This is a genomic window from Pseudorhodoferax soli, from assembly GCF_003337555.1.
Lineage (GTDB): Bacteria > Pseudomonadota > Gammaproteobacteria > Burkholderiales > Burkholderiaceae_C > Pseudorhodoferax > Pseudorhodoferax soli.
In genome coordinates this window covers 565,161-585,858 of the sequence record NZ_QPJK01000003.1, presented here as the reverse complement: position 1 = coordinate 585,858, position 20,698 = coordinate 565,161, and the positions used below count along the sequence as shown (strand labels likewise).

Here is a 20,698-nt window from a genome sequence, read left to right as displayed (position 1 = left end):
GTGGCACCCTACGTCATCCTGCACCTGGGCCTGGGCTCCTTCCACCGGGCGCACCAGGCCGTCTACCTGCAGCGCCTGATCGACAGAGGCGACCGGCGCTGGCAGCTGTCCGGCTGCAACATCCGCCCCGACATGGCCGACGTGGTGCAGGCCCTGGCCGACCAGGGCGGCGCCTACACGCTGGAGACCGTCACGCCGGCCGGCGTGCGCCGCTACGAGCGCATCACCGCCATCCGCGAGATCATTGCCTATGCACCCGGCCTGGCGGCCATGGTGGTGCGCGGCGCCGACCCGGCCACGCGCATCGTCTCGTTCACGGTGACCGAGGCCGGCTACTACCTGGACCCATCGCACCAGCTCGACCCCAGCCAGCCCGAACTGGCGGCCGACATCGCGCGGGCTGCGCGCGGCGAGGCCGGCGAGACGGTCTACGGCGCCGTGGCGGCCATCCTGCGCGCACGCCGCGCCGCCGGCACCGGCCCGCTCACGCTGCTGAACTGCGACAACCTGCGCCACAACGGCGAGCGCTTCCGCGCCGCGCTGCTGGCGTTCCTCGAGGCCGCGGGCGAAGGCCCGCTCGCGGCCTGGACACGCCAGAACACCACCTGCCCGAACGCCATGGTGGACCGCATCACGCCGCGCCCCCCGCCTGCACTGCGCGAACGCGTGCGCCAGGCCACCGGCATCGCAGATGCGGCGCCCGTCACGGGCGAGAGCTTCATCCAGTGGGTCATCGAGGACGATTTCGCGGCCGGCCGCCCGGCCTGGGAGCAGGTCGGCGTGGAGCTGGTGCGCTCGGTCCAACCCTACGAGGAGGCCAAGATCCGCATCCTCAACGCCAGCCACAGCTGCATCGCCTGGGCAGGTACATTGGCCGGCTTGCAGTACATCCACGAAGGCACGCTCGACCCTGCGATCCGACAGATGGCCCACGACTACGTGACCGAAGACGTGATCCCCTGCCTGCAGCGGCCCGGTGCGCCCAGCCCGGTGGACCTGCCGGCCTACCGCGACGTGGTGCTGGAGCGCTTCGCCAACCCGGCGATCCGTGACACCAACCAGCGCGTGGCGGCCGACGGCTTCGCCAAGATCCCCGGCTTCATCGCGCCCACGGTGCGCGAGCGGCTGGCGGCCGGCCAGCCCATCGCCGCGGTGGCCATGCTGCCCGCGCTGTTCCTGGCTTTCCTGCAGCGCTGGCATGCAGGCGAGCTGCCCTACGCCTACCAGGACCAGGGCATGGACCCGGCCACTGCCCACGCGATCTGTGCCGCCGCCGATCCTGCAGCCGCGCTCGCGGCCGACCGCCAGCTGTGGGGCGACCTGGCCGGCGACGCACGGCTGGTGGCCGCGCTGCGCCAGGCCGACCAGCGTGTCGCGGCGTTCGTGCAGGGGAGGGCGGTGCCGTGAGCTTTCGCATCGCCTTCATCGGCGAGGCCCTGATCGACTTCACGGCCCAGCCGGGTGCGGACCTGCAGTTGCAGGGCCATGTGGGCGGCGCGCTGCTCAACGGCGCCGTCGCGGCTGCGCGGCTGGGCGCAGCCGTGGGCTACCTCACCCAGCTCTCCACCGACCTGTTCGGCGAGCGCCTGCTGGCCCATCTGCAGGCCAACGGCATCGCCACCGACCTGGTGCTGCGCAGCAGCGCGCCCAGCACGCTGGCCTTCGTGGAGCGCACTCCGCAGACCAACCGCTACGCCTTCTACATGCAGGGCACGGCCGACGTGCTGTGGGCGCCCGATCCGCTGCCCACCCTGCCCGACGGCTGCCGCTGGCTGCACTATGGCTCCAACCTGCTGACGCGCGAACCCTCGGGCCAGCGCGTGCTGGACTTCGCGCGCGCCCAGCGCGGCCGGGTGCTGCGCGTGTTCGACCCCAATGCCCGCCCCAGCCTGGTCCAGGACCTGCCGGCCTGGCGCGCGCGCTGCGCCGAATGCATCGCCGAATGCGAGCTGCTCAAGCTCAGCGACGAGGACTGCACGCTGCTGGCCCCCGGCCAGCCGCTGGAGCGGGCGGCCCTCGCCTGGTTGCAGGCCGGCCCGGTCGCGGTGCTGCTCACCCGCGGCGCCCAGGGTGCCACGCTGTACCGCCGCGGCCGGCCGCCGCTCGCGGTGCGGCCGCCGCCCGTGCAGGTGGTCGACACCATCGGTGCCGGCGACACCTTCGGCGCTGGCCTCTCGGTGGCCTTGCTCGACCAGGGCGTGCAGCACGCGCAGGCGCTGGCCGCGCTGCCGGACCACGCCTGGGCGGCGGTGCTGCGCTTCGCGGCCACGGCCGCTGCCCTGAACTGCGCGCGCGAAGGCGCCGACCCGCCGCAGCGCGCGGCGGTCGAGGCCTTGCAAGCGCAGGCACCCCTCGGCTGAACGCATGCCCGCACCGCGCAGCCGCCCGCGCCAGCGCCATCCCGAACTGGAAGGCGAGTTCGCACGCTCGCCCGCGCTCGGCTACGAGGCGCCCGAGGACGGCGGCCTCGTGCGCTGCCTCGCGCACGGCTTTCCGACACCGCTGGCGCGCTGGCATGTCCACGACGAATACGAGCTGCACCTGATCACCTGCACCTCGGGCAAGGCCTTCGTGGGCGACTGGATCGGCCAGTTCGAGCCCGGCCACCTGGTGCTGTGTGGCCCACGCCTGCCGCACAACTGGATCTCGCTCGATGCGGGCGAGGGCGTGGCCGAGCGCGACCTCGTGATCCAGTTCGAGCACGGGCCGCTCGAACGCGCCGCGCGCGAGCTGCCCGAGCTGCGCGAGGTCATGGCGCTGCTGCAGCGCGCGCGGCACGGCATCGAGTTCTTCGGCATGTCCGACCGCGCCCATGCCCACTGGCAGGCTGTCAAGGCCACGCGCGGCGTGCGCCGGTTCGGCCACTTCTGCGAATACCTGGCCGACCTGGCCCAGTGCAGCGACTACCGGCTGCTGTCCACGGTGCAGATCCAGAGCGCCGAGGGCGACGGCGAGCTCGAGCAGATCAACCGCATCGTGGACCGCATCACGGGCGACCTGACGGCCTCGGTCAGCCTGGCGGACCTGGCCGGCGAGCTGGGCATGGGCGAGAGCCGGCTGTCGCGCTTCTTCAAGCGCGCCACGGGCAACAGCTTCACCGACTTCGTGAACATGGTGCGCATCAACAGCGCCTGCCGCCTGCTGATGCAGACCGACCATTTCGTGGCCGACATCTGCTACCAAGTGGGCTTCAACAACGTGGCAAACTTCAACCGCCGTTTTCTGGAGCTCAAGGGCGTGACGCCCACGGAGTTTCGCCGCCAGGCGGAACATCGCTTCGGCGGCGCATCTTGAAGCCTTTTCCATGTACCTGGGACTCGATCTCGGAACTTCCGAACTCAAAGCCTTGCTGCTGGCCGACGACCATGGCGTCGTCGGCGTGGCGCATGCGACGCTGACCGTCCAACGGCCACAGCCCCAGTGGTCCGAGCAGAGGCCCGACGCCTGGATCGAGGCGCTGGACAGCGTGATGACGGCGCTGCGCGCCCGCCATCCCGACGCCATGCGCAGCGTGCGCGCGATCGGCTTGTCCGGCCACATGCACGGTGCCGTGCTGCTCGACGAGGCCGACGCCGTGCTGCGCCCGGCCATCCTGTGGAACGACGGCCGCAGCGCCGCGCAGTGCGAGCTGCTCACGCAGGCCGTGCCCAACCTGGCCCGCATCACCGGCAACCTGGCCATGCCGGGCTTCACCGCGCCCAAGCTGCTGTGGGTGCGCGAGCACGAGCCCGGGATCTTCGCGCGCACGCGCCGCGTGCTGCTGCCCAAGGACTGGCTGCGCCTGGCCATGAGCGGGGAGGCCGTCAGCGACATGTCCGACGCCTCCGGCACGCTGTGGCTGGACGTGGCCCGGCGCGATTGGTCCGACGAACTGCTGGCCGCCACCGGCCTCACGCGCGCGCACATGCCCCGCCTGGTCGAGGGCAGTGCGGTGTCGGCCCGGATCAAGCCCGAACTCGCGCAGCGCTGGGGCCTGCCGGCCGGCATTCCGATCGCTGGCGGCGGTGGCGACAACGCCGCCAGCGCGGTCGGCATGGGCCTGGTGGCACCGGGGCAGGGCTTCGTCTCGCTCGGTACCTCGGGCGTGATCTTCGTCTGCACCGACGGCTTCGCACCGAACCCGGCGCGCGCCGTGCACGCCTTCTGCCATGCGCTGCCGGGCCGCTGGCACCAGATGTCGGTCATGCTCTCGGCCGCCAGCAGCGTGGATTGGGGCGTGCGCGCCTTCGGCTTTGCCGACATCCCAGGCTTCTTCCATGCCGCGGCTTCGCTGGACAACGCGGCGCGTGCCCAGGCGCCGCTGTTCCTGCCCTACCTGTCGGGCGAGCGCTCGCCGCACAACGATGCGCAAGCGCGCGGCGTGCTGTACGGGCTCACGCCTGCGCATTCGCGTGCCGACATCGCCTACGCGGTGGTCGAGGGCGTGGGCCATGGCCTGCGCGACGGGCTGGACACGCTGTCGCGCCCCCCCGGTGCCAGGCCGCTGTCGCTGGTGGGCGGCGGCGCGCGCAGCGCCTGGTGGTCGCAGCTGCTGGCCGACATCCTGCAAGCGCCCCTGGCCCTGGGCGCGGGCGGTGAGTCGGGTGGCGCCCTGGGTGCCGCGCGCCTGGCCTGGCTGGCCGATGGCGGCGACGAGGCCACGGTCTGCACCGTGCCGCCACGGCGCGGCTTGTTCACGCCGGGCGAGGGCACGGCCGAACTGCACCAGCCGCGCATGGAACGCTTCCGTGCGGTGTATGCCGCGCTGAAACCTGTGTTTGCGCAGGGATCGGCATGAGTCTGCCCCGCAATGCCCTGGTGCTGTTCTCGGGCGGCCAGGATTCCACCACCTGCCTGGCCCACGCGCTGGAGCAGTACGCGCGCGTCGAAACCATCGCCTTCGACTACGGCCAGCGCCACCGCATCGAGCTCGATGCGCGGCTCGAGGTGCTGCGCCAGTTCCGCGCGCAGTTCCCGCACTGGGCGGAGCGCCTGGGCGAAGACCACCTGCTGGCCGTGCCCGTGCTCGGCGAGATCAGTGAGACCTCGCTCACGCGCGACATCGCCATGGAAATGCAGGAGCAGGGCCTGCCCAACAGCTTCGTGCCGGGCCGCAACCTCCTGTTCCTGACACTGGCAGCCGCGCTGGCCTACCGGCGCGGGCTGGACGTGCTGGTCACGGGCGTCTGCGAGACCGATTTCTCCGGCTACCCGGATTGCCGCGACGACACCATCAAGGCCATGCAGATCGCGCTGTCGCTGGGCATGGACCGGCGCATCCTGATCGACACGCCCCTCATGTGGATCGACAAGGCCGACACCTGGCGCCTGGCCGAGCGCCTGGGCGGCAGCGCGCTGGTCGGGCTGATCGTGGAGCACACCCACACCTGCTACCTGGGCGAGCGCGGTGCGCTGCACGCCTGGGGCTATGGCTGCGGCGACTGTCCTGCCTGCCAGCTCCGGGCCCGGGGCTGGCACCAGTACCAGTCGCCTGGCGCCACCCCACCGGGCGGCTAGCGAAACTCGTCGGCCACGATCGCCAGCTTGCGCAGCTTGTCGTGGAGCGTCTGGCGCGCGATGCCCAGCGCCTGGGCGGTGGCCGACTGGTCGCCCTGGTGGCGGCGCAGCATCTCCACCACCACAGCGCGCTCGTAGGCCTCGACCTGCAGCGGCAGGCTGCGCGGCAGGGCCTGCCCATCCCCGGTGCCGCGCCCGCGCGTGAGCCGTTCGCCGGGCAGCCCCAGCACGAAGCGGTCGGCCACGTTGCGCAGCTCGCGCACATTGCCGGGCCAGCCATAGCCCATCAGGTCGGCCAGCTGCGCGCCGCTGAGTTCGGGCACGGCGGCGCTGAAGCGGCTGGCCGCCATCAGGCAGAAATGCTCGAACAGCAGCGGGATGTCCTCGCGCCGCTCGCGCAGCGGGGGCAGCTCGATGAAGGCCACGCCGATCCGGTAGTACAGGTCGGCCCGGAACTTGTGCTGCTCCGACAGCTCCTGCAGGTCGCTCTTGCTGGCCGCCACGATGCGGCAGTCGACCGGGATGGTCTTGTTGGAGCCGATGCGCTCGATGGAGCGCTCCTGCAGCGCGCGCAGCAGCTTGATCTGCACGCCCATCGGCATGCTCTCGATCTCGTCCAGGAACAGCGTGCCGCCGTCGGCATGCTCGAACTTGCCCACGCGCAGCCGGTTGGCGCTGGTGAAGGCGCCGGCTTCGTGGCCGAACAGTTCGCTCTCGGCCAGGTTCTCGGGCAGGCCGCCGCAGTTGATCGGCACGAAGTTCCTGCGCCGGCGCTCGCTGTGCTCGTGCAGGCAGCGCGCCACCAGCTCCTTGCCGGTGCCGGTCTCGCCGTAGATCAGCACGTCGGCCGAGGTGTCGGCCAGCGCCATCACGGTGCGCCGCACCTTCTGCATCTCGGCCGAGCGGCCGATCAGCAGCGCCTGGATGCCGTGCCAGTTCTCCAGCGCGTCACGCAGCTCGCGCACCTGCAGCGCCAGCTGCCGGCGCTCGACCGCATGGCGCACGATGGCCGCCAGCCGCTCGCGCGTGAACGGCTTCTCGATGAAGTCGTAGGCGCCATCGCGCATGGCCTGCACCGCCATCGCGATGTGGCCGTGGCCGGTGACCAGGATCACGGGCAGGTCGGCATCGGTGGTGCGGATCTGCTGCAGCCAGTCGGTGCCGCTGGTGCCCGGCAGCTTGACGTCGCAGACCACCACCACCGGCGCGCCCGGCCGGATCTGGGCACGTGCGGCCTCGACGCTGGCGAAGCCATCGACTTCGAAGCCGGCCAGCTGCAGCACCTGGGCGGTGCTCAGGCGGACGTCCTCGTCGTCCTCGACCAGCAGGACGCGGATGGTGGCCATGGTGTTCATCGTCTTGTTCATGTTGTGGGAGATGGGGGCACGGCGTCGAGTTCGATCACGAAGCAGGCGCCGCCACCCGCCGTGTTGTGGGCGCTCAGGCTGCCGTTCAGCGCGCGCAGCAGCTGCGCCGAGATCACCAGCCCCAGACCCAGCCCGGCGCCGGCCGGCTTGCTGGTCACAAAGGGTTCGAACAGGCGCGGCAGGATGTCGGCGGCGATGCCGTGGCCGGTGTCGCGCACCTCGACCACGGCGCGCCCGCCGCGGCGCTGCGCCGTGATGCGCAGCGTGCGCTCGGGCGTGGCCTGCATGGCCTCGATCGCGTTGCGCATCAGGTTCACCAGCACGCTGCTCAGCGCGGCCTCGTCCGCCAGCACCTGCAGCTCGGGCGGTTGCAGATCGAGCACGGTTTGCACCCCGGCCTGCCGGGCGGCCTCGGCCACGCTGGCCTGCGCATCGGCCAGGCAATGCGCCAGCGGCACCGGCGCGCCCGGCGTCTCGGCCTTGTGCGCGAAGGTCTTGAGCTGCGTGGTCAGCCGCGCCAGCCGGTCGACCATGCGCGTGATGCGGTGCAGGTTGTCCTGCACCTCCTGCGGCCGGTGCTGCTCCAGCAGGATGGCGGCACTCTCGGCCAGCGTGCGCATCGCGGTGAGCGGCTGGTTCAGCTCGTGCACCAGGCCGGCGGACATCTGGCCCAGCGCGCCCATCTTGCCAGCGTGCACGAGTTCGTTCTGCGCCTCGCGCAACTGCGCCGTCCGCGCGACGACGGTCGATTCCAGCGTGTCGTGCGCCTGCTGCAGCGCCGCCTGGTTGGCCAGCTTGTGGCGCACGGCGCGGCGGCGCTGCCACAGCGTCACGGCCAGCAGCAGCAGCACCGACATGGCCAGCGCAGCCGTGAAGGCGCCATTGCGGGCCGATGTGCGCGCGGGCGCCAGGTCGTCCAGGGCGATCAGCTGCCACGGCGCACTGCGCAGCGTGCGTGCGCTGGCCAGCTGGTCGCGCCCTTCGAGTGCGATGACCGACACCTGGCGGGCGAGCTGCTCGCGGTGCGTCCAGGGCAGGGGCTGCAGTGCGGCGTTGCCATAGGGGCGGGCGCGCTCCAGCTCGGCCAGCTGCAACGCGTCGAGCGGGCGGACCGGGCGAAAGCGCAGTTCGTCGCGCGTCGAGAGGATGACCACGCCGCGCTCGTCGAGCAGCACCACGTCGCCCGGCAGGCTGCGCCAGCTGCGCTCGGTGCCGGCCAGGTCGACCTTGACGGCCACCACGCCGCGCGCCGGCAGGTCGTCGCGCAGCGCATACGACACGAAATAGCCCGGCCGCTTGCTGGTGATGCCCATGCCGTAGAAGCTGCCATGCCCGTGCTGCAGGGCGTCGGCGACGTACGGGCGGAACGACAGGTCCTGGCCCACGGTGGTGCCCGGCTTGTCGAAGTCGGAGGCGGCCAACGAGACGCCGGCCGCGTCCAGCACATAGAGCATGTCGGCGCCGGCGGTGGCGTTCACGCCGCCCAGGTAGCGGTTGACGGCGGCGCGCAGCGCGGCGTCGGCCGGCGCGGCCAGCAGCGCGGGCACCACCGGCATCATCTCCAGCAGCGCGGGCAGGTGCGCGAAGCGGGTCAGCTCGGACTCGAGCGCGCTGGCCAGCATGTCGAGCCGGTGGTCGGCCGCCTCGCGCAGGCGGTCGACGGCGGCATGCAGGGCCAGCCGGTGGCCGGCGACCGCTGCCAGCGCCACCAGGGCCAGCGCGGCGCTCCAGCGTGCCCAGCGCCACCGGCGCCGGGATTGCGGAGAACGCGCGTCGCCAACCGAGCCCATGCGCCCCTTATTGCACAAGCTGGCAGGCGCCGCATCGGGAGCAGCCCCGGGCTGGCCGCAGGGGCGACTTTCTTTGCGGGGCGTCGTCCATCGTCCGCTGTGCCCGTGGTGGATCAGCGCCTGGCGGTCTTCTTGGCCGCTGCGGGCGCGGCGCCCCGCTGCAGCGCATCGGACATGCCGATCAGCACGCCGCTGACCAGCGTGGCGTAGCTGTCCAGCATGGCCTGCGAGACGCGCAGGCCCATGGCCCGTCCGTCGCGCAGGCTCTTCTGCGTGTCGGCCATCAGCTGCTCGACGGCCGCCGTGGCACGCGCGCCGGTGCCGGTGTGCTGGCCCTGCAGCTTGGCAAGCACCGGCGTCCAGGGGCCTTCGGGCAGGGCTGCCGTCGCACCCGCGCCGGCTGCGGCCTTGCGCACGCTGGCGAACAGCGCGTCCTCCATCTTCTCGATGTCGGCCAGCGCCTTCTTGAGCTGCGTCTCGCGCAGGTTGGCGCCCTGGTCCAGCATCTGCTGCAGCGCGCGCTGGCTGGCCTGGACGGCCTGCTCTAGTGCGCTGTCCATGCCGGCGAAGGCCTTGCCCAGCAACGCCTCCACGTCAGGCGCCGGCAGGGGGCTGCCGGCCGCGCCGGCCGAGGCCGCCTTGGTCACGGTGCCCAGCACCTGGCGGATGTTGGCCAGCGTCAGCTCGCGGCTCTGCAAGGCCTTGAGCGTGGCCTCGTGCACCGCCTTGCGAACGGTTTCGCCCTGCTTGGCCGAGGCTTCGGTGAATTGCGTGACCAGTGCGGCCTGGTCGATGCCGTGTTTGAAGATCATGTCGTGCTCATTGCATGTGTTGGCCGCCATTGATGGCGATGTTCGCGCCCGTCACGAAGGCGGCTTCTTCCGAGGCCAGGTAGATGATCAGGCCCGCCACTTCCTCCGGCTTGCCCAGGCGGCCGACCGGGATGTGCGGCAGGATCTTGCTGTCCAGCACTTCCTTCGGAATCGCCGTGACCATCTTGGTGCCGATGTAGCCCGGCGAGATGGTGTTGACCGTCACGCCCTTCTTGGCCACTTCCAGCGCCAGCGCCTTGGTGAAGCCGTGCACGCCGGCCTTGGCGGCCGAATAGTTGGTCTGGCCGAACGCGCCCTTGGAGCCGTTGACGGAAGAGACGTTGATGATGCGGCCCCAGCCGCGCTCCACCATGCCGTCAGCGACCTGCTTGCTCATGTTGAACAGGCTGTCCAGGTTGGTCCGCATCACCGCGTTCCAGTTGACCGTGTCCATCTTCTTGAAGGTCATGTCGCGTGTGATGCCGGCGTTATTCACCAGCACGTCGATGGGGCCCAGCACGGCCTGCACCTCGCCCACGGCCCGCACGCAGGAGTCGTAGTCGGCCACGTCGCAGGCCACGGCCGTGATCTTGTAGCCGCGCGACGCCATCTGGTCCACCCACTGCGCGTGCGATGTGTTGCCCGGCGAATAGGTCACGGCCACCGTGTAGCCCGCATCCACCATCTTGGTCGAGATGGTCTCGCCCAGTCCGCCCATGCCGCCGGTGACCAGCACCACCTTGTTGTTCTCGCTCATGTCTGTCTCTCCTCGTCGTGTTGAAAAAAATTACGCGCGTTCGATCGTCAACGCCACGCCCATGCCGCCGCCGATGCACAGCGAGGCGATGCCCTTCTTGGCGTCGCGCCGTGCCATCTCGTGCAGCAGCGTGACCAGGATGCGGCAGCCGGACGCACCGATCGGGTGGCCGATGGCAATCGCGCCGCCGTTCACGTTGACCTTGCTGGTGTCCCAGCCCATCTCGTTGTTGACGGCGCAGGCCTGGGCCGCGAAGGCTTCGTTGATCTCCAACAGGTCCAGGTCGCCCGGCTTCCAGCCGGCGCGCTCCAGCGCCTTGCGCGCCGCCGGCACCGGGCCCATGCCCATGATGGCCGGGTCCAGGCCCACGGTGGCGAAGCTGGCGATGCGGCCCAGCGGGGTCAGGCCCAGGGCGGCGGCTTTCTTGTCCGTCATGACGACCACGCCGGCGGCGCCGTCGTTGATGCCGGAGGCATTGCCGGCCGTGACGCCGCCGGCCTTGTCGAAGGCGGGGCGCAGGCCGGCCAGGGCTTCGGCGCTGGTCTTCTTGTTGATGAACTCGTCGTTGGCGAAGACGATGGGGTCGCCCTTCTTCTGCGGGATCGTGAAGGGGACGATCTCGTCCTTGAACCGGCCGGCTTCCTGGGCGGCGGCAGCCTTCTGCTGGCTGCCCAGCGCGAGTGCGTCCTGCGCCTCGCGGCTGATGCTGTACTTCTTGGCCACGTTCTCGGCCGTGATGCCCATGTGGTACTGGTTGTAGACGTCCCACAGGCCGTCGGTGATCATGGAATCGGTCATCTTCCAGTCGCCCATGCGCTGGCCGTCGCGCGAGCCCAGCAGCACGTGCGGGGCGGCGCTCATGTTCTCCTGGCCACCGGCGATGACGATCTCGGAATCGCCATAGGCCACGGCCTGGGCGGCCAGCATCACGGCCTTGAGGCCCGAGCCACACACGGCATTGATCGTCAGGCCGGGCGTGGCCTGCGCCAGGCCGCCCTTGATGACAGCCTGGCGGGCCGGGTTCTGGCCCGAGCCGGCGGCCAGCACCTGGCCCAGGATCACTTCGTTGATCTGTTCGGGGCTGAGCTTGGCGCGCACCAGCAGTTCCTTGAGCACCGCTGCGCCCAGCTCGGGTGCCGGGATCTTGGCCAGGCTGCCGCCGAATTTGCCGACGGCTGTGCGGGCGGCGGCGACGATGACGATGTCTTCTGACATGGGGAGTCTCCTTGGGGTTGTGAAACGGAAATGGAAGGGGGCGGCCTCAGGCGGCCTGGGTCTTGACGTAGCGCCCGGGGGCGGGCTCGATGGCGGGGTAGGCGGCGTTGCCCGGGGTGCGGCGCGCGGCCACCTTGGCGCCGCCGTGCGTGGCCAGCCAGCCGCTCCAGGCCGGCCACCAGCTGCCGTCGACGCTCTCGGCCTGGTCCAGCCAGGCGCCAGCGTCTTCGGTGAGGCCGCCCACCCAGTGGTTGCGCTTCTTCTTCTCTGGCGGGTTGATCACACCGGCGATGTGGCCGCTGGCGCCCAGCACGAAGCGCACCTCGCCGCCCAGCAGTTGCGTGCCGGCGTAGGCGGTCTGCCAGGGCACGATGTGGTCTTCGCGCGAGGCGTAGACGAAGGCCGGCGCCGTGATGGCCGACAGGTCCACCGGCACGCCGCACTGCACCGTGCCGCCGGGCTCGCGCAGCCTGTTCTCGAGGTAGGTGTTGCGCAGGTACCAGCAGTACATGGGGCCGGGCAGGTTGGTGTCGTCACCGTTCCAGTACAGGAGGTCGAAGGCCGGTGGCGCCTTGCCCTTGAGGTAGCCGTTCACCACGTAGGGCCAGATCAGGTCGTTGGCGCGCAGCGCCGCGAACACGGTGGCCAGCTCGCGGCCCTTCATGAGGCCGCCGCGGCCGATGCTGGCCTCGCGCTTGGCCACCATGGCCTCGTCCACCATCAAGCCCAGCTCGCCGGTCTCGGAGAAGTCGAGCATGGTGGTGAGCAGCGTGACGCTGGCGGCCGGCGCCTCGCCGCGCGCGGCGGCCACGGCCAGCGCGCTGCCCAGCAAGGTGCCGCCGATGCAAAAGCCCAGCGTGTTGACCTGGTCGGCGCCGCCGATCTCGCGCGCGACGGCGATGGCCTGCAAAACACCGTCCTCCACGTAGTCGTCCCAGCCGAGGTGGCCCTGCGCGGCGTCGACGTTGCGCCAGGACACCAGGAACACGGTGTGGCCCTGCGCGACCGCAGAGGCCACCAGCGAGTTGTCGGGCTGCAGGTCGAGGATGTAGAACTTGTTGATGCAGGGCGGCACGATCACGAGCGGGCGCTTGTGCACCCTGGCCGTGCTGGGCGCGTACTGCACGAGCTGCATGAGTTCGTTCTCGAACACCACGCTGCCGGGGCTGGTCGCCACGTTCTCGCCGACTTCGAAGGCCTGGTCGTCCGACATGGAGACGCGGCCCTTGGCGATGTCGGCCATCAGCAGGCGCGCGCCCTCGACCAGGCTGGCGCCACCGCTGTCCAGCGCGGCCTGCAGTGCCTCGGGATTGGTGGCCAGGGAGTTCGCCGGGCTCATGGCGTCCAGCACCTGGCGCAGCGCGAAGTCCCATTGCCTCTTGCTGCGTGCGTCCAGCGGTGCGGCCTGCAGCGCGTTGCGCATCAGCGTGGAGAACTGCAGGTAGCCCTGCGAGAGCTGGGCGAAGCGCGGGTCGCGCTGCCAGGGCTCGGCGGCAAAGCGGCGGTCGGCTGCGGGCTTGGCCGCGGCACCGGCGGCCGGCGCCAGCGGCTTGAGGCTGGCAGACCAGAAGGCCTGCATCTGCTCCAGGCCTTGCTGCCAGGCCTGGCCGGCTGGCGTTGCGGTCCACCACGGGTTGGCGGAGGGAGGGTTCTTGGGGTCGGTCATGGGTTGGCCTCAATGCAGCTTGACGTGCGGTTCGGTGCGGCGGGTGATGAGGCGGGCCAGCGTGTCCAGCGCCACCTTGGTGGTGCCATGCAGGGCCAGCTCGTGCATCTTGTAGAGCGACTGGTACATGATGCGCGCGAACCAGCCTTCCACCATCAGGCTTCCACCAATGAGGCCGCCCATCATGTTGCCCACCGTGCTGAACTCGCCCAGCGACACCAGCGAGCCGAAGTCGCGGTAGCGGTAGGGCTTCAGGGGCTGGCCGGCCATGCGCCGCCTGATCTGCGCCGCCATGTGGGATGCTTGCTGGTGCGCGGCCTGCGCGCGCGGCGGCACGAAGCCGCCTTTGCCGCCATTGGCCTCGGGCCAGGCGCATTGCGCGCAGTCGCCGATGGCGAAGACGTTCTCGTCGCGCGTGGTCTGCAGCGTGGGCAGCACGGCCAGCTGGTTGCTGCGGTTGGTCTCCAGGCCGGCGATGCCTTGCAGCAGGTCGGCCGCTTTCACGCCGGCCGCCCACACCACCAGTTCGGCCGGCAGCACGCGGCCATCCGCCAGGCGCACGCCATCGGGCACCACCTCGGCCACCTTGGCGTTGGTGTGCACGTCCACGCCCAGTTCGCGCAGCAGCTTCTCGGTGGCGGCCGAGATGCGGGCGGGCAGGGCGGGCAGCACGCGGTCGGCGGCCTCGATCACGCTGACCTGGATGTCCTTCTCGGCGTCGACCCGGTCCAGCCCGTAGGCAATCACCTCCCGCGTGGTGCGGTGCAGCTCGGCCGCCAGCTCCACGCCGGTGGCGCCGGCGCCGATGATGGCCACGTGCAGCTGCTGGGGCAGCAGCGGCGTGGTCTGCGCGTGCGCGCGGATGCAGGCGTTGACCATGCGCGCATGGAAGCGCTGGGCGTCGGCCTTGGATTCGAGCCGCATCGCGTGCTCGCGCACGCCGGGCGTGCCGAAGTCGTTCGACAGGCTGCCGATGGCCAGCACCAGCGTGTCGTAGCCGAAGCTGCGCGCGGGCGTGACCAGCCGGCCCTCGTCGTCCAGGTAGGGCGCGACCTGCACCTCGCGCTTGTCGCGGTCGATGCCGGTCAGCTCGCCCACGCGGAAGCGGAAGCCATGCCAGTGCGCCTGGGCCAGGTAGTCGACCTCGTGCGCGCTCATGTCCATGCTGCCCGAGGCGATCTCGTGCAGCTTGGGCTTCCACACATGGGTGCGGTTCTTGTCGATGAGCACGATCTCGGCCCGGCCGCGCTTGCCGAGCGTGTCGCCCAGCCGGGTGGCCAACTCCAGACCGCCGGCGCCGCCGCCGACGATGACGACGCGGTGCTTGTCCTGGGGGCTGTTCATGGCGGTGGCTTGCGCTCAGCGTGCCGGGGCCGCGGGCATGTGGTGCTCCACCTTGTCGAGCACGGCTTCGGGGGCGTCGGTCAGCGCAGGCGTCTCGTTGTTGAGGATGCGCGTCATGCGCTCCGTGTCCAGGTCGTTGGTCCACTTGGCCACCACCACCGTGGCCACGCCGTTGCCGATCAGGTTGGTCAGCGCGCGTGCTTCGGACATGAAGCGGTCGATGCCCAGGATCAGCGCCAGCCCGGCCACCGGCACATGGCCGACCGCCGACAGCGTGGCCGCCAGCACGATGAAGCCCGAGCCGGTGACGCCGGCGGCGCCCTTGCTCGTGAGCAGCAGCACCAGCAGCAGCGTGATCTGGTGCGTGATGTCCAGCGGCGTGTTGGTGGCCTGGGCGATGAACACCGCGGCCATGGTCAGGTAGATGCTCGTGCCATCCAGGTTGAACGAGTAGCCGGTGGGCACCACCAACCCGACCACCGACTTGCGCGCGCCCAGGTTCTCCAGCTTGGCCATCATGCGCGGCAGCACCGATTCGCTGGACGAGGTGCCCAGCACGATCAGCAGTTCTTCCTTGATGTACTTGATGAACTTCCAGATCGAGAAGCCATGGAAGCGCGCGATGCTCCCCAGCACCACGAAGATGAACAGCAGGCAGGTGAGGTAGAACGTGGCCATCAGCTGGCCCAGCTGCAGCAGCGAGCTGACACCGTACTTGCCGATGGTGAAGGCCATGGCGCCGAAGGCGCCGATGGGCGCGACCTTCATGATGTAGCCGACGATCACGAACAGCACGTGCGAGAACTTCTCGATGAAGTCGAACACCAGCGTGCCGCGCCCGCCGAACTTGTGCAGCGCGAAGCCGAACATCACGGCGAACAGCAGCACTTGCAGGATCTCGCCCTTGGCGAACGCGTCGACCACGGTGTTGGGGATCACGTGCAGGATGAAGTCCACCGTGCCCTGCATCTGGCCGGGCTTGGTGTAGGCCGCCACCGAGTTGGCGTCGAGCTGGCTCACGTCCACGTTCATGCCCGCCCCGGGCTTGACGATGTTGATGATGACCAGGCCGACCACCAGCGCGATGGAGCTGACGACCTCGAAGTAGAGCAGCGCCAGCCCGCCGGTCTTGCCGACCTTCTTCATGTCCTCCATGCCGGCGATGCCGACGACGACGGTGCAGAAGATGATGGGCGCGATGATCATCTTGATCAGCTTGATGAAGCCGTCGCCCAGCGGTTTCATGGCGGCGCCGGTCTCGGGCCAGAAGTGCCCCAGCAGCACGCCGATCACGATGGCGGTGATGACCTGGAAGTACAGGCTCTTGTAGAACGGTTGCGCAACGGGTTGGTGGTCCACGGGTGTCTCCTTGGTGTTGTTCAGGCGGCGCGCTGCGCGCCGGCATCGACCACGGCCAGCGCTGTCATGTTGACGATGCGGCGCACGGTGGAAGAGGGCGTGAGGATGTGCACCGCGCGGTCTGCTCCCAGCAGGATGCCGCCGACGGTGATGCCCCCGCCGGCCGCGATGCGCAGCAGGTTGTAGGAAATGTTGGCCGCGTCCACGTTGGGCATGACCAGCAGGTTGGCCTCGGTCACCAGCGCCGAGTCAGGGAATTCGTGGTCGAGGATGGTCTTGGACAGCGCCGCGTCGCCGCGCATCTCGCCTTCCACCGCCAGCTGCGGGTCGGCCGCCTGGATCAGCGCCAGCGCCTCGCGCATCTTGACGGCCGATGGGGCGTCCGAGCCGCCGAAGCTGGAGTGCGAGAGCAGCGCCACGCTGGGTGTGATGCCGAAGCGGCGCACCACCTCGGCGGCCAGCAGGGCGATTTCGGCGACCTGTGCGGCGTCGGGGTCGCGGTTCACGTGCGTGTCGCAGATGAACAGTTGCCGTCCTGGCAGCATCAGCATCTGCATGGCGGCCATGGTCTTGCTGCCGGGCTTGAGGCCGATCACGTCGCGCACGTGGCGCAGGTGCTCGCCGTAGCTGCCCAGCGTGCCGCAGAGCATGGCGTCGGCCTTGCCCTGGCGCACCAGCATGGCGGCCAGAAGGGTGCTGCGGCTGCGCATGTCCGCCTGCGCCACCTCGCGCGAGATGCCCTCGCGCCGCTTGAGTTCGTAGTAGGTCACGGCGGCGTCGCCATGCACCGCCTGGTCCTGTGGATCGATGGCTTCGCAGTCGGTGCCCAGCGCCAGGCGCAGGCCGAACTGCGCGATGCGTTCGGCGATCACGGTGGGCCGGCCCAGCAGCAGCGGCCGGGCCAGGCCCTCGTCGACCACCACCTGCGCCGCGCGCAGCACCCGCTCGTCCTCGCCTTCGGCATAGACCACGTGCTTGGACGCGGTCTTTGCGGCAGCGAACAGCGGCTGCATGCTGCTGCCGGTCTGGTGCACGAACTGGCTCAGCCGCTGGCGGTAGGCCCGCATGTCGGCGATCGGCCGCGAGGCGACGCCGCTGTCCATCGCGGCCTGGGCCACGGCGGGTGCCACGGCTTCGATCAGGCGCGGGTCGAAGGGCTTGGGGATCAGGTAGTCGCGGCCGAAGCGCAGGCCCACGGCACCGTAGGCGCGGGCCACGACCTCGGGGATCTCGGCGTGCGTGAGGTCGGCGATGGCGCGCACGGCGGCCAGTTTCATCTCTTCGTTGATGGTCGTGGCGCCCACGTCCAGTGCACCTCGGAAGATGAACGGGAAGCACAGCACGTTGTTCACCTGGTTCGGGTAGTCCGACCGGCCGGTGCCCAGGATGGCGTCGGGCCGCACGGCCAGCGCGTCTTCCGGCAGGATCTCCGGCGTGGGGTTCGCCATCGCCAGGATGATCGGGTCGCGCGCCATGGCCTTCACCATCTCGGGCTTGAGCACGCCGCCGGCCGACAGGCCCAGGAAGATGTCGGCGCCGCCGATGATGTCGGCCAGCTTGCGGGCCGAGGTGTCTTGCGCGTAGCGCGCCTTGTTCGGGTCCATCTGCTCCTTGCGGCCCGCGTACACCACACCCAGGCTGTCGGAGACGAAGATGTTGCGCATGGGCAGGCCCAGGCTCACGATCAGGTCCAGGCAGGCCAGTGCCGCGGCGCCGGCGCCCGAGGCCACGAGCTTCACGTCGGCCAGGTCCTTCTTCACGTGGCGCAGCGCATTGAGCATGGCAGCTGCGGCGACGATGGCCGTGCCGTGCTGGTCGTCGTGGAACACCGGAATCTTCATGCGCTCGCGCAGCTTCTTCTCGATGTAGAAGCACTCGGGCGCCTTGATGTCTTCGAGGTTGATGCCGCCGAAGGTGGGCTCCATGCGCGCGATGGTGTCGATCAGCGCATCGGGGTCGTTCTCGTCCAGCTCGATGTCGAACACGTCGATGCCGGCGAACTTCTTGAACAAACAGCCCTTGCCTTCCATGACCGGCTTGCCGGCCAGCGGGCCGATGTTGCCGAGGCCCAGCACGGCCGTGCCGTTGGTGATGACGGCCACCAGGTTGGCGCGCGAGGTGAGGTTCATGGCCTCGGCCGGGTCGCGCACGATCTCCATGCAGGCGTCGGCCACGCCGGGTGAGTAGGCCAGCGCCAGGTCGCGCTGCGTGGCCATGGGCTTGGTCGGGTTGACCGAGATCTTGCCGGGCGTGGGGTAGCGGTGGTAATCCAGCGCGGCCTCCCGTAGTGATGGGAGCGATGGCAAGTTGTCGTCGGACATGGTGTTATCTCTTGTGTGTTGTGGTGGCGATGGATCCGACGCGGCGCAGCCAGTCCTGCAGCACGGCCAGCAGAGCGGCCGGCTGGTCGGCATGCACCCAGTGGCCGGCGTCAGGGATGGACAGCAGCTCGGCCTGCGGGAACAGCGCCCGAATGCCCGGCACCGCGTCGGGCGGCACGTAGTCGGAATCGGCGCCGTGCACGAACAGCGCCGGGCCGTCGTAGCAGCACGGCGGCAGCGCCTGCGGGAACCCGCAGAGATCGCCCATGCACATGCTGGTGGCCATGAGGTTGATGCGCCAGTCGAAGCGCTCGCCGTGGCGGCGCAGGTTCTGCAGCAGGAAGTCGACGGGTGCGGTCGGCCCCAGCTTCGTGGCCAGCGCCTGCTGCAGTTCGCGCCGGCTGGTGGCGGCGGCCACATCCAGGCTGCGCATGGCCGCTACATAGGTGCCGAACTGGTCGGCGTAAGGCTGCGGCGCGATGTCGATGACGGCCATGCCGCCGATGGCCTGCGGCTGCGCCAGCGCGAGGGCCATCGCGGTCTTGCCGCCCATGCTGTGGCCGATCACCACAGGCTGCTGCAGCCCCTCGCGTTCGATCAGCGCCGCCACGTCCTGCGCCATGTCGGGGTAGGACATGCTCTCGGACCAGGGCGAGGCGCCGTGGTTGCGCGCGTCCGGCAGGATCACGCGGTGGTCCGTGGCCAGCGCCTGTGCCATCTGCGTCCAGTTGCGCCCCGCGCCGAACAGGCCGTGCAGAATCACCACGGGCGGGCCTTCGCCCAGGGATTCGAAAGCGAGTTCAACCGGCATCTTGGGTCACTTCTTTTTCTGCGGCGGCAGGTCGGTGCAGTGGCCTTCGAACACCTCGGCCGCCATGCCGATGGATTCGCCCAGGGTGGGGTGCGGGTGGATGGTCTTGCCGATGTCGCCAGGCTCGCAGCCCATCTCGATGGCGAGGCAGACCTCGCTGATCAGGTCGCCTGCATGCGTGCCGACGATGCCGCCGCCGACGATGCGGTGCGTGGCCTCGTCGAACAGCAGCTTGGTGAAGCCCTCGTCGCGGCCGTTGGCAATGGCCCGGCCCGATGCCGCCCAGGGGAACACCGCCTTGCCGATCTTGAGGCCCTCGGCCTTGCACTGCTCCTCGGTCTTGCCGGCCCAGGCGACCTCGGGGTCGGTGTAGGCGACCGAGGGGATCTGGCGCGCGTCGAAGAAGGCCGGCTGGCCATTGGCCACCTCGGCCGCGACATGCGCCTCGTGCACGGCCTTGTGCGCCAGCATGGGCTGGCCGACCACGTCGCCGATGGCGAAGATGTGCGGCACGTTGGTGCGCATCTGCTTGTCGACGTCGATGAAGCCACGGTCGGTGACGGCCACGCCAGCCTTGTCGGCGCCGATCTTCTTGCCGTTGGGGCTGCGGCCCACAGCGACCAGCACCAGGTCGTAAAGCTGCGGCTCTTTTGGCGCCTTCTCGCCCTCGAAGCTGACCTCGATGCCGGCCTTCGTCGCCTTGGCGCCCACCGTCTTGGTCTTAAGCATCACGTGGTCGAAGCGCGGCGCGTTGACCTTCTCCCAGACCTTCACGAGGTCGCGGTCCGCGCCCTGCATCAGCCCGTCCAGCATCTCGACCACGTCGATGCGCGTGCCCAGCGTGGAGTAGACGGTCGCCATCTCCAGCCCGATGATGCCGCCGCCCACCACCAGCATGCGCTTGGGGATGCTCTTGAGCAGCAGCGCGCCGGTGGAGTCCACCACGCGTTCGTCCTCGGGCATGAAGGGCAGCTTCACGGCCTGCGAACCGGCCGCGATGATGGCCTTGGCGAACTTGACGACCTTTTTGCCGCCGCCCTCGGCCACCACCTCGACATGGTGCGCGTCGAGGAAGCTGCCCACGCCCGTCACCACCTCGACCTTGCGCGCCTTGGCCATGCCGGCCAGGCCGCCGGTGAGCTTCTTGATCACGCCGTCCTTGAAGCCGCGCAGCGCGTCGATGTCGACCTCGGGTGCCGCGTACTTGATGCCGTGGTGAGAGAGGTTCTTGACCTCGTCCATCATGGCCGCCGTGTGCAGCAGCGCCTTGGAGGGGATGCAGCCCACGTTGAGGCACACGCCACCCAGCGTGGCGTAGCGTTCGACCAGCACAGTCTTCATGCCGAGGTCGGCGCTGCGGAACGCGGCGGAGTAGCCGCCGGGGCCGGCGCCGAGCACGAGCACTTCGCATTCGACATCGGCCTTGCCGGCGTAGCTGCCGGCCTGGGGTGCTGGCGTGGCCGCTGCGGGCGCCGGTGCTTGCGCAGCCGGTGCCGGTGCGGGAGCAGGGGAGGCCGCCCCCGCCGCTTCGACCAGCATGATCACCGTGCCTTCGCTGACCTTGTCGCCCAGCTTGACCTTCAGTTCCTTCACGGTGCCCGCATGGCTCGATGGAATCTCCATCGACGCCTTGTCCGACTCCACCATCAACAACCCGGTGTCGACCGCGATGACCTCGCCGGGTTTCACCAGCAGCTCGATGACGGCCACATCCTTGAAGTCCCCGATGTCGGGGACCTTGACTTCGACTAGTGCCATGG

At 70.0% G+C, this 20,698-nt stretch carries 16 protein-coding genes; 5 read left to right on the top strand and 11 right to left on the bottom strand.

Translation table 11 applies throughout. From position 1 onward, the window contains the following. Window positions 1-15: 15 nt before the first annotated feature. Genes dalD through queC form a run of 5 tightly spaced genes read left to right on the top strand, consistent with a single transcriptional unit; the run spans window position 16 to window position 5,496 of the window. Window positions 16-1,407, top strand: coding sequence for a D-arabinitol 4-dehydrogenase (gene dalD / locus DES41_RS14360; RefSeq protein WP_114468433.1), 1,392 nt, complete (start codon window positions 16-18; stop codon window positions 1,405-1,407). Continuing rightward, window positions 1,404-2,360 (top strand): carbohydrate kinase family protein, encoded by a 957-nt coding sequence (locus tag DES41_RS14355; RefSeq protein WP_114468311.1) that lies wholly within the window; start codon window positions 1,404-1,406, stop codon window positions 2,358-2,360. Before dalD ends, DES41_RS14355 begins: the two co-directional genes overlap by 4 nt. A 4-nt stretch (window positions 2,361-2,364) precedes the next feature. Continuing rightward, a complete protein-coding gene (locus DES41_RS14350; protein WP_114468310.1) occupies window positions 2,365-3,294 on the top strand; it encodes an AraC family transcriptional regulator in 930 nt (309 codons plus the stop codon). Window positions 3,295-3,304: 10 nt separating this feature from the next. Beyond that, the gene (xylB, locus tag DES41_RS14345; protein WP_114468309.1) at window positions 3,305-4,777 is read left to right on the top strand and encodes a xylulokinase; all 1,473 of its coding nucleotides are present in this window, start codon (window positions 3,305-3,307) and stop codon (window positions 4,775-4,777) included. Next, window positions 4,774-5,496 carry a 7-cyano-7-deazaguanine synthase QueC gene (queC, locus tag DES41_RS14340; protein ID WP_425466363.1) on the top strand — a complete coding sequence of 241 codons (723 nt, stop codon included), beginning with the start codon at window positions 4,774-4,776 and terminating at the stop codon, window positions 5,494-5,496. Before xylB ends, queC begins: the two co-directional genes overlap by 4 nt. On the opposite strand, the gene DES41_RS14335 is transcribed toward queC, so the two are convergent. From DES41_RS14335 to lpdA, 11 genes are all read right to left on the bottom strand, one after another. Continuing rightward, window positions 5,493-6,863, bottom strand: coding sequence for a sigma-54-dependent transcriptional regulator (locus DES41_RS14335; RefSeq protein WP_211332976.1), 1,371 nt, complete (start codon window positions 6,861-6,863; stop codon window positions 5,493-5,495). The genes queC and DES41_RS14335 overlap by 4 nt on opposite strands. Continuing rightward, window positions 6,860-8,653 carry a sensor histidine kinase gene (locus DES41_RS14330; RefSeq protein ID WP_114468307.1) on the bottom strand — a complete coding sequence of 598 codons (1,794 nt, stop codon included), beginning with the start codon at window positions 8,651-8,653 and terminating at the stop codon, window positions 6,860-6,862. The genes DES41_RS14335 and DES41_RS14330 overlap by 4 nt, the downstream gene beginning before the upstream one ends. A gap of 113 nt (window positions 8,654-8,766) precedes the next feature. Further along, window positions 8,767-9,465 (bottom strand): DUF6781 family protein, encoded by a 699-nt coding sequence (locus DES41_RS14325; RefSeq protein WP_114468306.1) that lies wholly within the window; start codon window positions 9,463-9,465, stop codon window positions 8,767-8,769. 7 nt (window positions 9,466-9,472) lie between these two features. Then, window positions 9,473-10,222 (bottom strand): acetoacetyl-CoA reductase, encoded by a 750-nt coding sequence (phbB, locus tag DES41_RS14320; RefSeq protein WP_114468305.1) that lies wholly within the window; start codon window positions 10,220-10,222, stop codon window positions 9,473-9,475. Window positions 10,223-10,252: 30 nt separating this feature from the next. Further along, window positions 10,253-11,437, bottom strand: coding sequence for an acetyl-CoA C-acetyltransferase (locus DES41_RS14315; protein ID WP_114468304.1), 1,185 nt, complete (start codon window positions 11,435-11,437; stop codon window positions 10,253-10,255). Window positions 11,438-11,483: 46 nt separating this feature from the next. Next, window positions 11,484-13,103: a PHA/PHB synthase family protein gene (locus tag DES41_RS14310; protein ID WP_114468303.1), complete on the bottom strand. Its 1,620-nt coding sequence runs from the start codon at window positions 13,101-13,103 to the stop codon at window positions 11,484-11,486. Window positions 13,104-13,112: 9 nt separating this feature from the next. Further along, entirely contained in the window at window positions 13,113-14,447 is a 1,335-nt protein-coding gene (locus tag DES41_RS14305) for an NAD(P)/FAD-dependent oxidoreductase (protein ID WP_114468302.1), read from the bottom strand. 15 nt (window positions 14,448-14,462) lie between these two features. Next, window positions 14,463-15,806, bottom strand: coding sequence for a dicarboxylate/amino acid:cation symporter (locus DES41_RS14300; protein WP_114468301.1), 1,344 nt, complete (start codon window positions 15,804-15,806; stop codon window positions 14,463-14,465). A 20-nt stretch (window positions 15,807-15,826) separates the two neighbouring features. After that, window positions 15,827-18,127, bottom strand: coding sequence for an NADP-dependent malic enzyme (locus DES41_RS14295; RefSeq protein WP_114468300.1), 2,301 nt, complete (start codon window positions 18,125-18,127; stop codon window positions 15,827-15,829). 4 nt (window positions 18,128-18,131) lie between these two features. After that, window positions 18,132-18,938 carry an alpha/beta fold hydrolase gene (locus DES41_RS14290; RefSeq protein WP_114468299.1) on the bottom strand — a complete coding sequence of 269 codons (807 nt, stop codon included), beginning with the start codon at window positions 18,936-18,938 and terminating at the stop codon, window positions 18,132-18,134. A gap of 6 nt (window positions 18,939-18,944) precedes the next feature. Further along, on the bottom strand, window positions 18,945-20,696 hold the full coding sequence (lpdA, locus tag DES41_RS14285; protein ID WP_114468298.1) for a dihydrolipoyl dehydrogenase: 1,752 nt from the start codon (window positions 20,694-20,696) through the stop codon (window positions 18,945-18,947). Window positions 20,697-20,698 lie beyond the last annotated feature (2 nt).

Coding starts and splice junctions, on each gene's coding strand:
- DES41_RS14350 (WP_114468310.1), top strand. CDS start 2,365: ATGCCCGCACCGCGCAGCCGCCCGCGCCAGCGCCATCCCGAACTGGAA.
- xylB (WP_114468309.1), top strand. CDS start 3,305: ATGTACCTGGGACTCGATCTCGGAACTTCCGAACTCAAAGCCTTGCTG.
- queC (WP_425466363.1), top strand. CDS start 4,774: ATGAGTCTGCCCCGCAATGCCCTGGTGCTGTTCTCGGGCGGCCAGGAT.
- DES41_RS14335 (WP_211332976.1), bottom strand. CDS start 6,863: ATGAACAAGACGATGAACACCATGGCCACCATCCGCGTCCTGCTGGTC.
- DES41_RS14330 (WP_114468307.1), bottom strand. CDS start 8,653: ATGGGCTCGGTTGGCGACGCGCGTTCTCCGCAATCCCGGCGCCGGTGG.
- DES41_RS14325 (WP_114468306.1), bottom strand. CDS start 9,465: ATGATCTTCAAACACGGCATCGACCAGGCCGCACTGGTCACGCAATTC.
- phbB (WP_114468305.1), bottom strand. CDS start 10,222: ATGAGCGAGAACAACAAGGTGGTGCTGGTCACCGGCGGCATGGGCGGA.
- DES41_RS14315 (WP_114468304.1), bottom strand. CDS start 11,437: ATGTCAGAAGACATCGTCATCGTCGCCGCCGCCCGCACAGCCGTCGGC.
- DES41_RS14310 (WP_114468303.1), bottom strand. CDS start 13,103: ATGACCGACCCCAAGAACCCTCCCTCCGCCAACCCGTGGTGGACCGCA.
- DES41_RS14305 (WP_114468302.1), bottom strand. CDS start 14,447: ATGAACAGCCCCCAGGACAAGCACCGCGTCGTCATCGTCGGCGGCGGC.
- DES41_RS14295 (WP_114468300.1), bottom strand. CDS start 18,127: ATGTCCGACGACAACTTGCCATCGCTCCCATCACTACGGGAGGCCGCG.
- DES41_RS14290 (WP_114468299.1), bottom strand. CDS start 18,938: ATGCCGGTTGAACTCGCTTTCGAATCCCTGGGCGAAGGCCCGCCCGTG.
- lpdA (WP_114468298.1), bottom strand. CDS start 20,696: ATGGCACTAGTCGAAGTCAAGGTCCCCGACATCGGGGACTTCAAGGAT.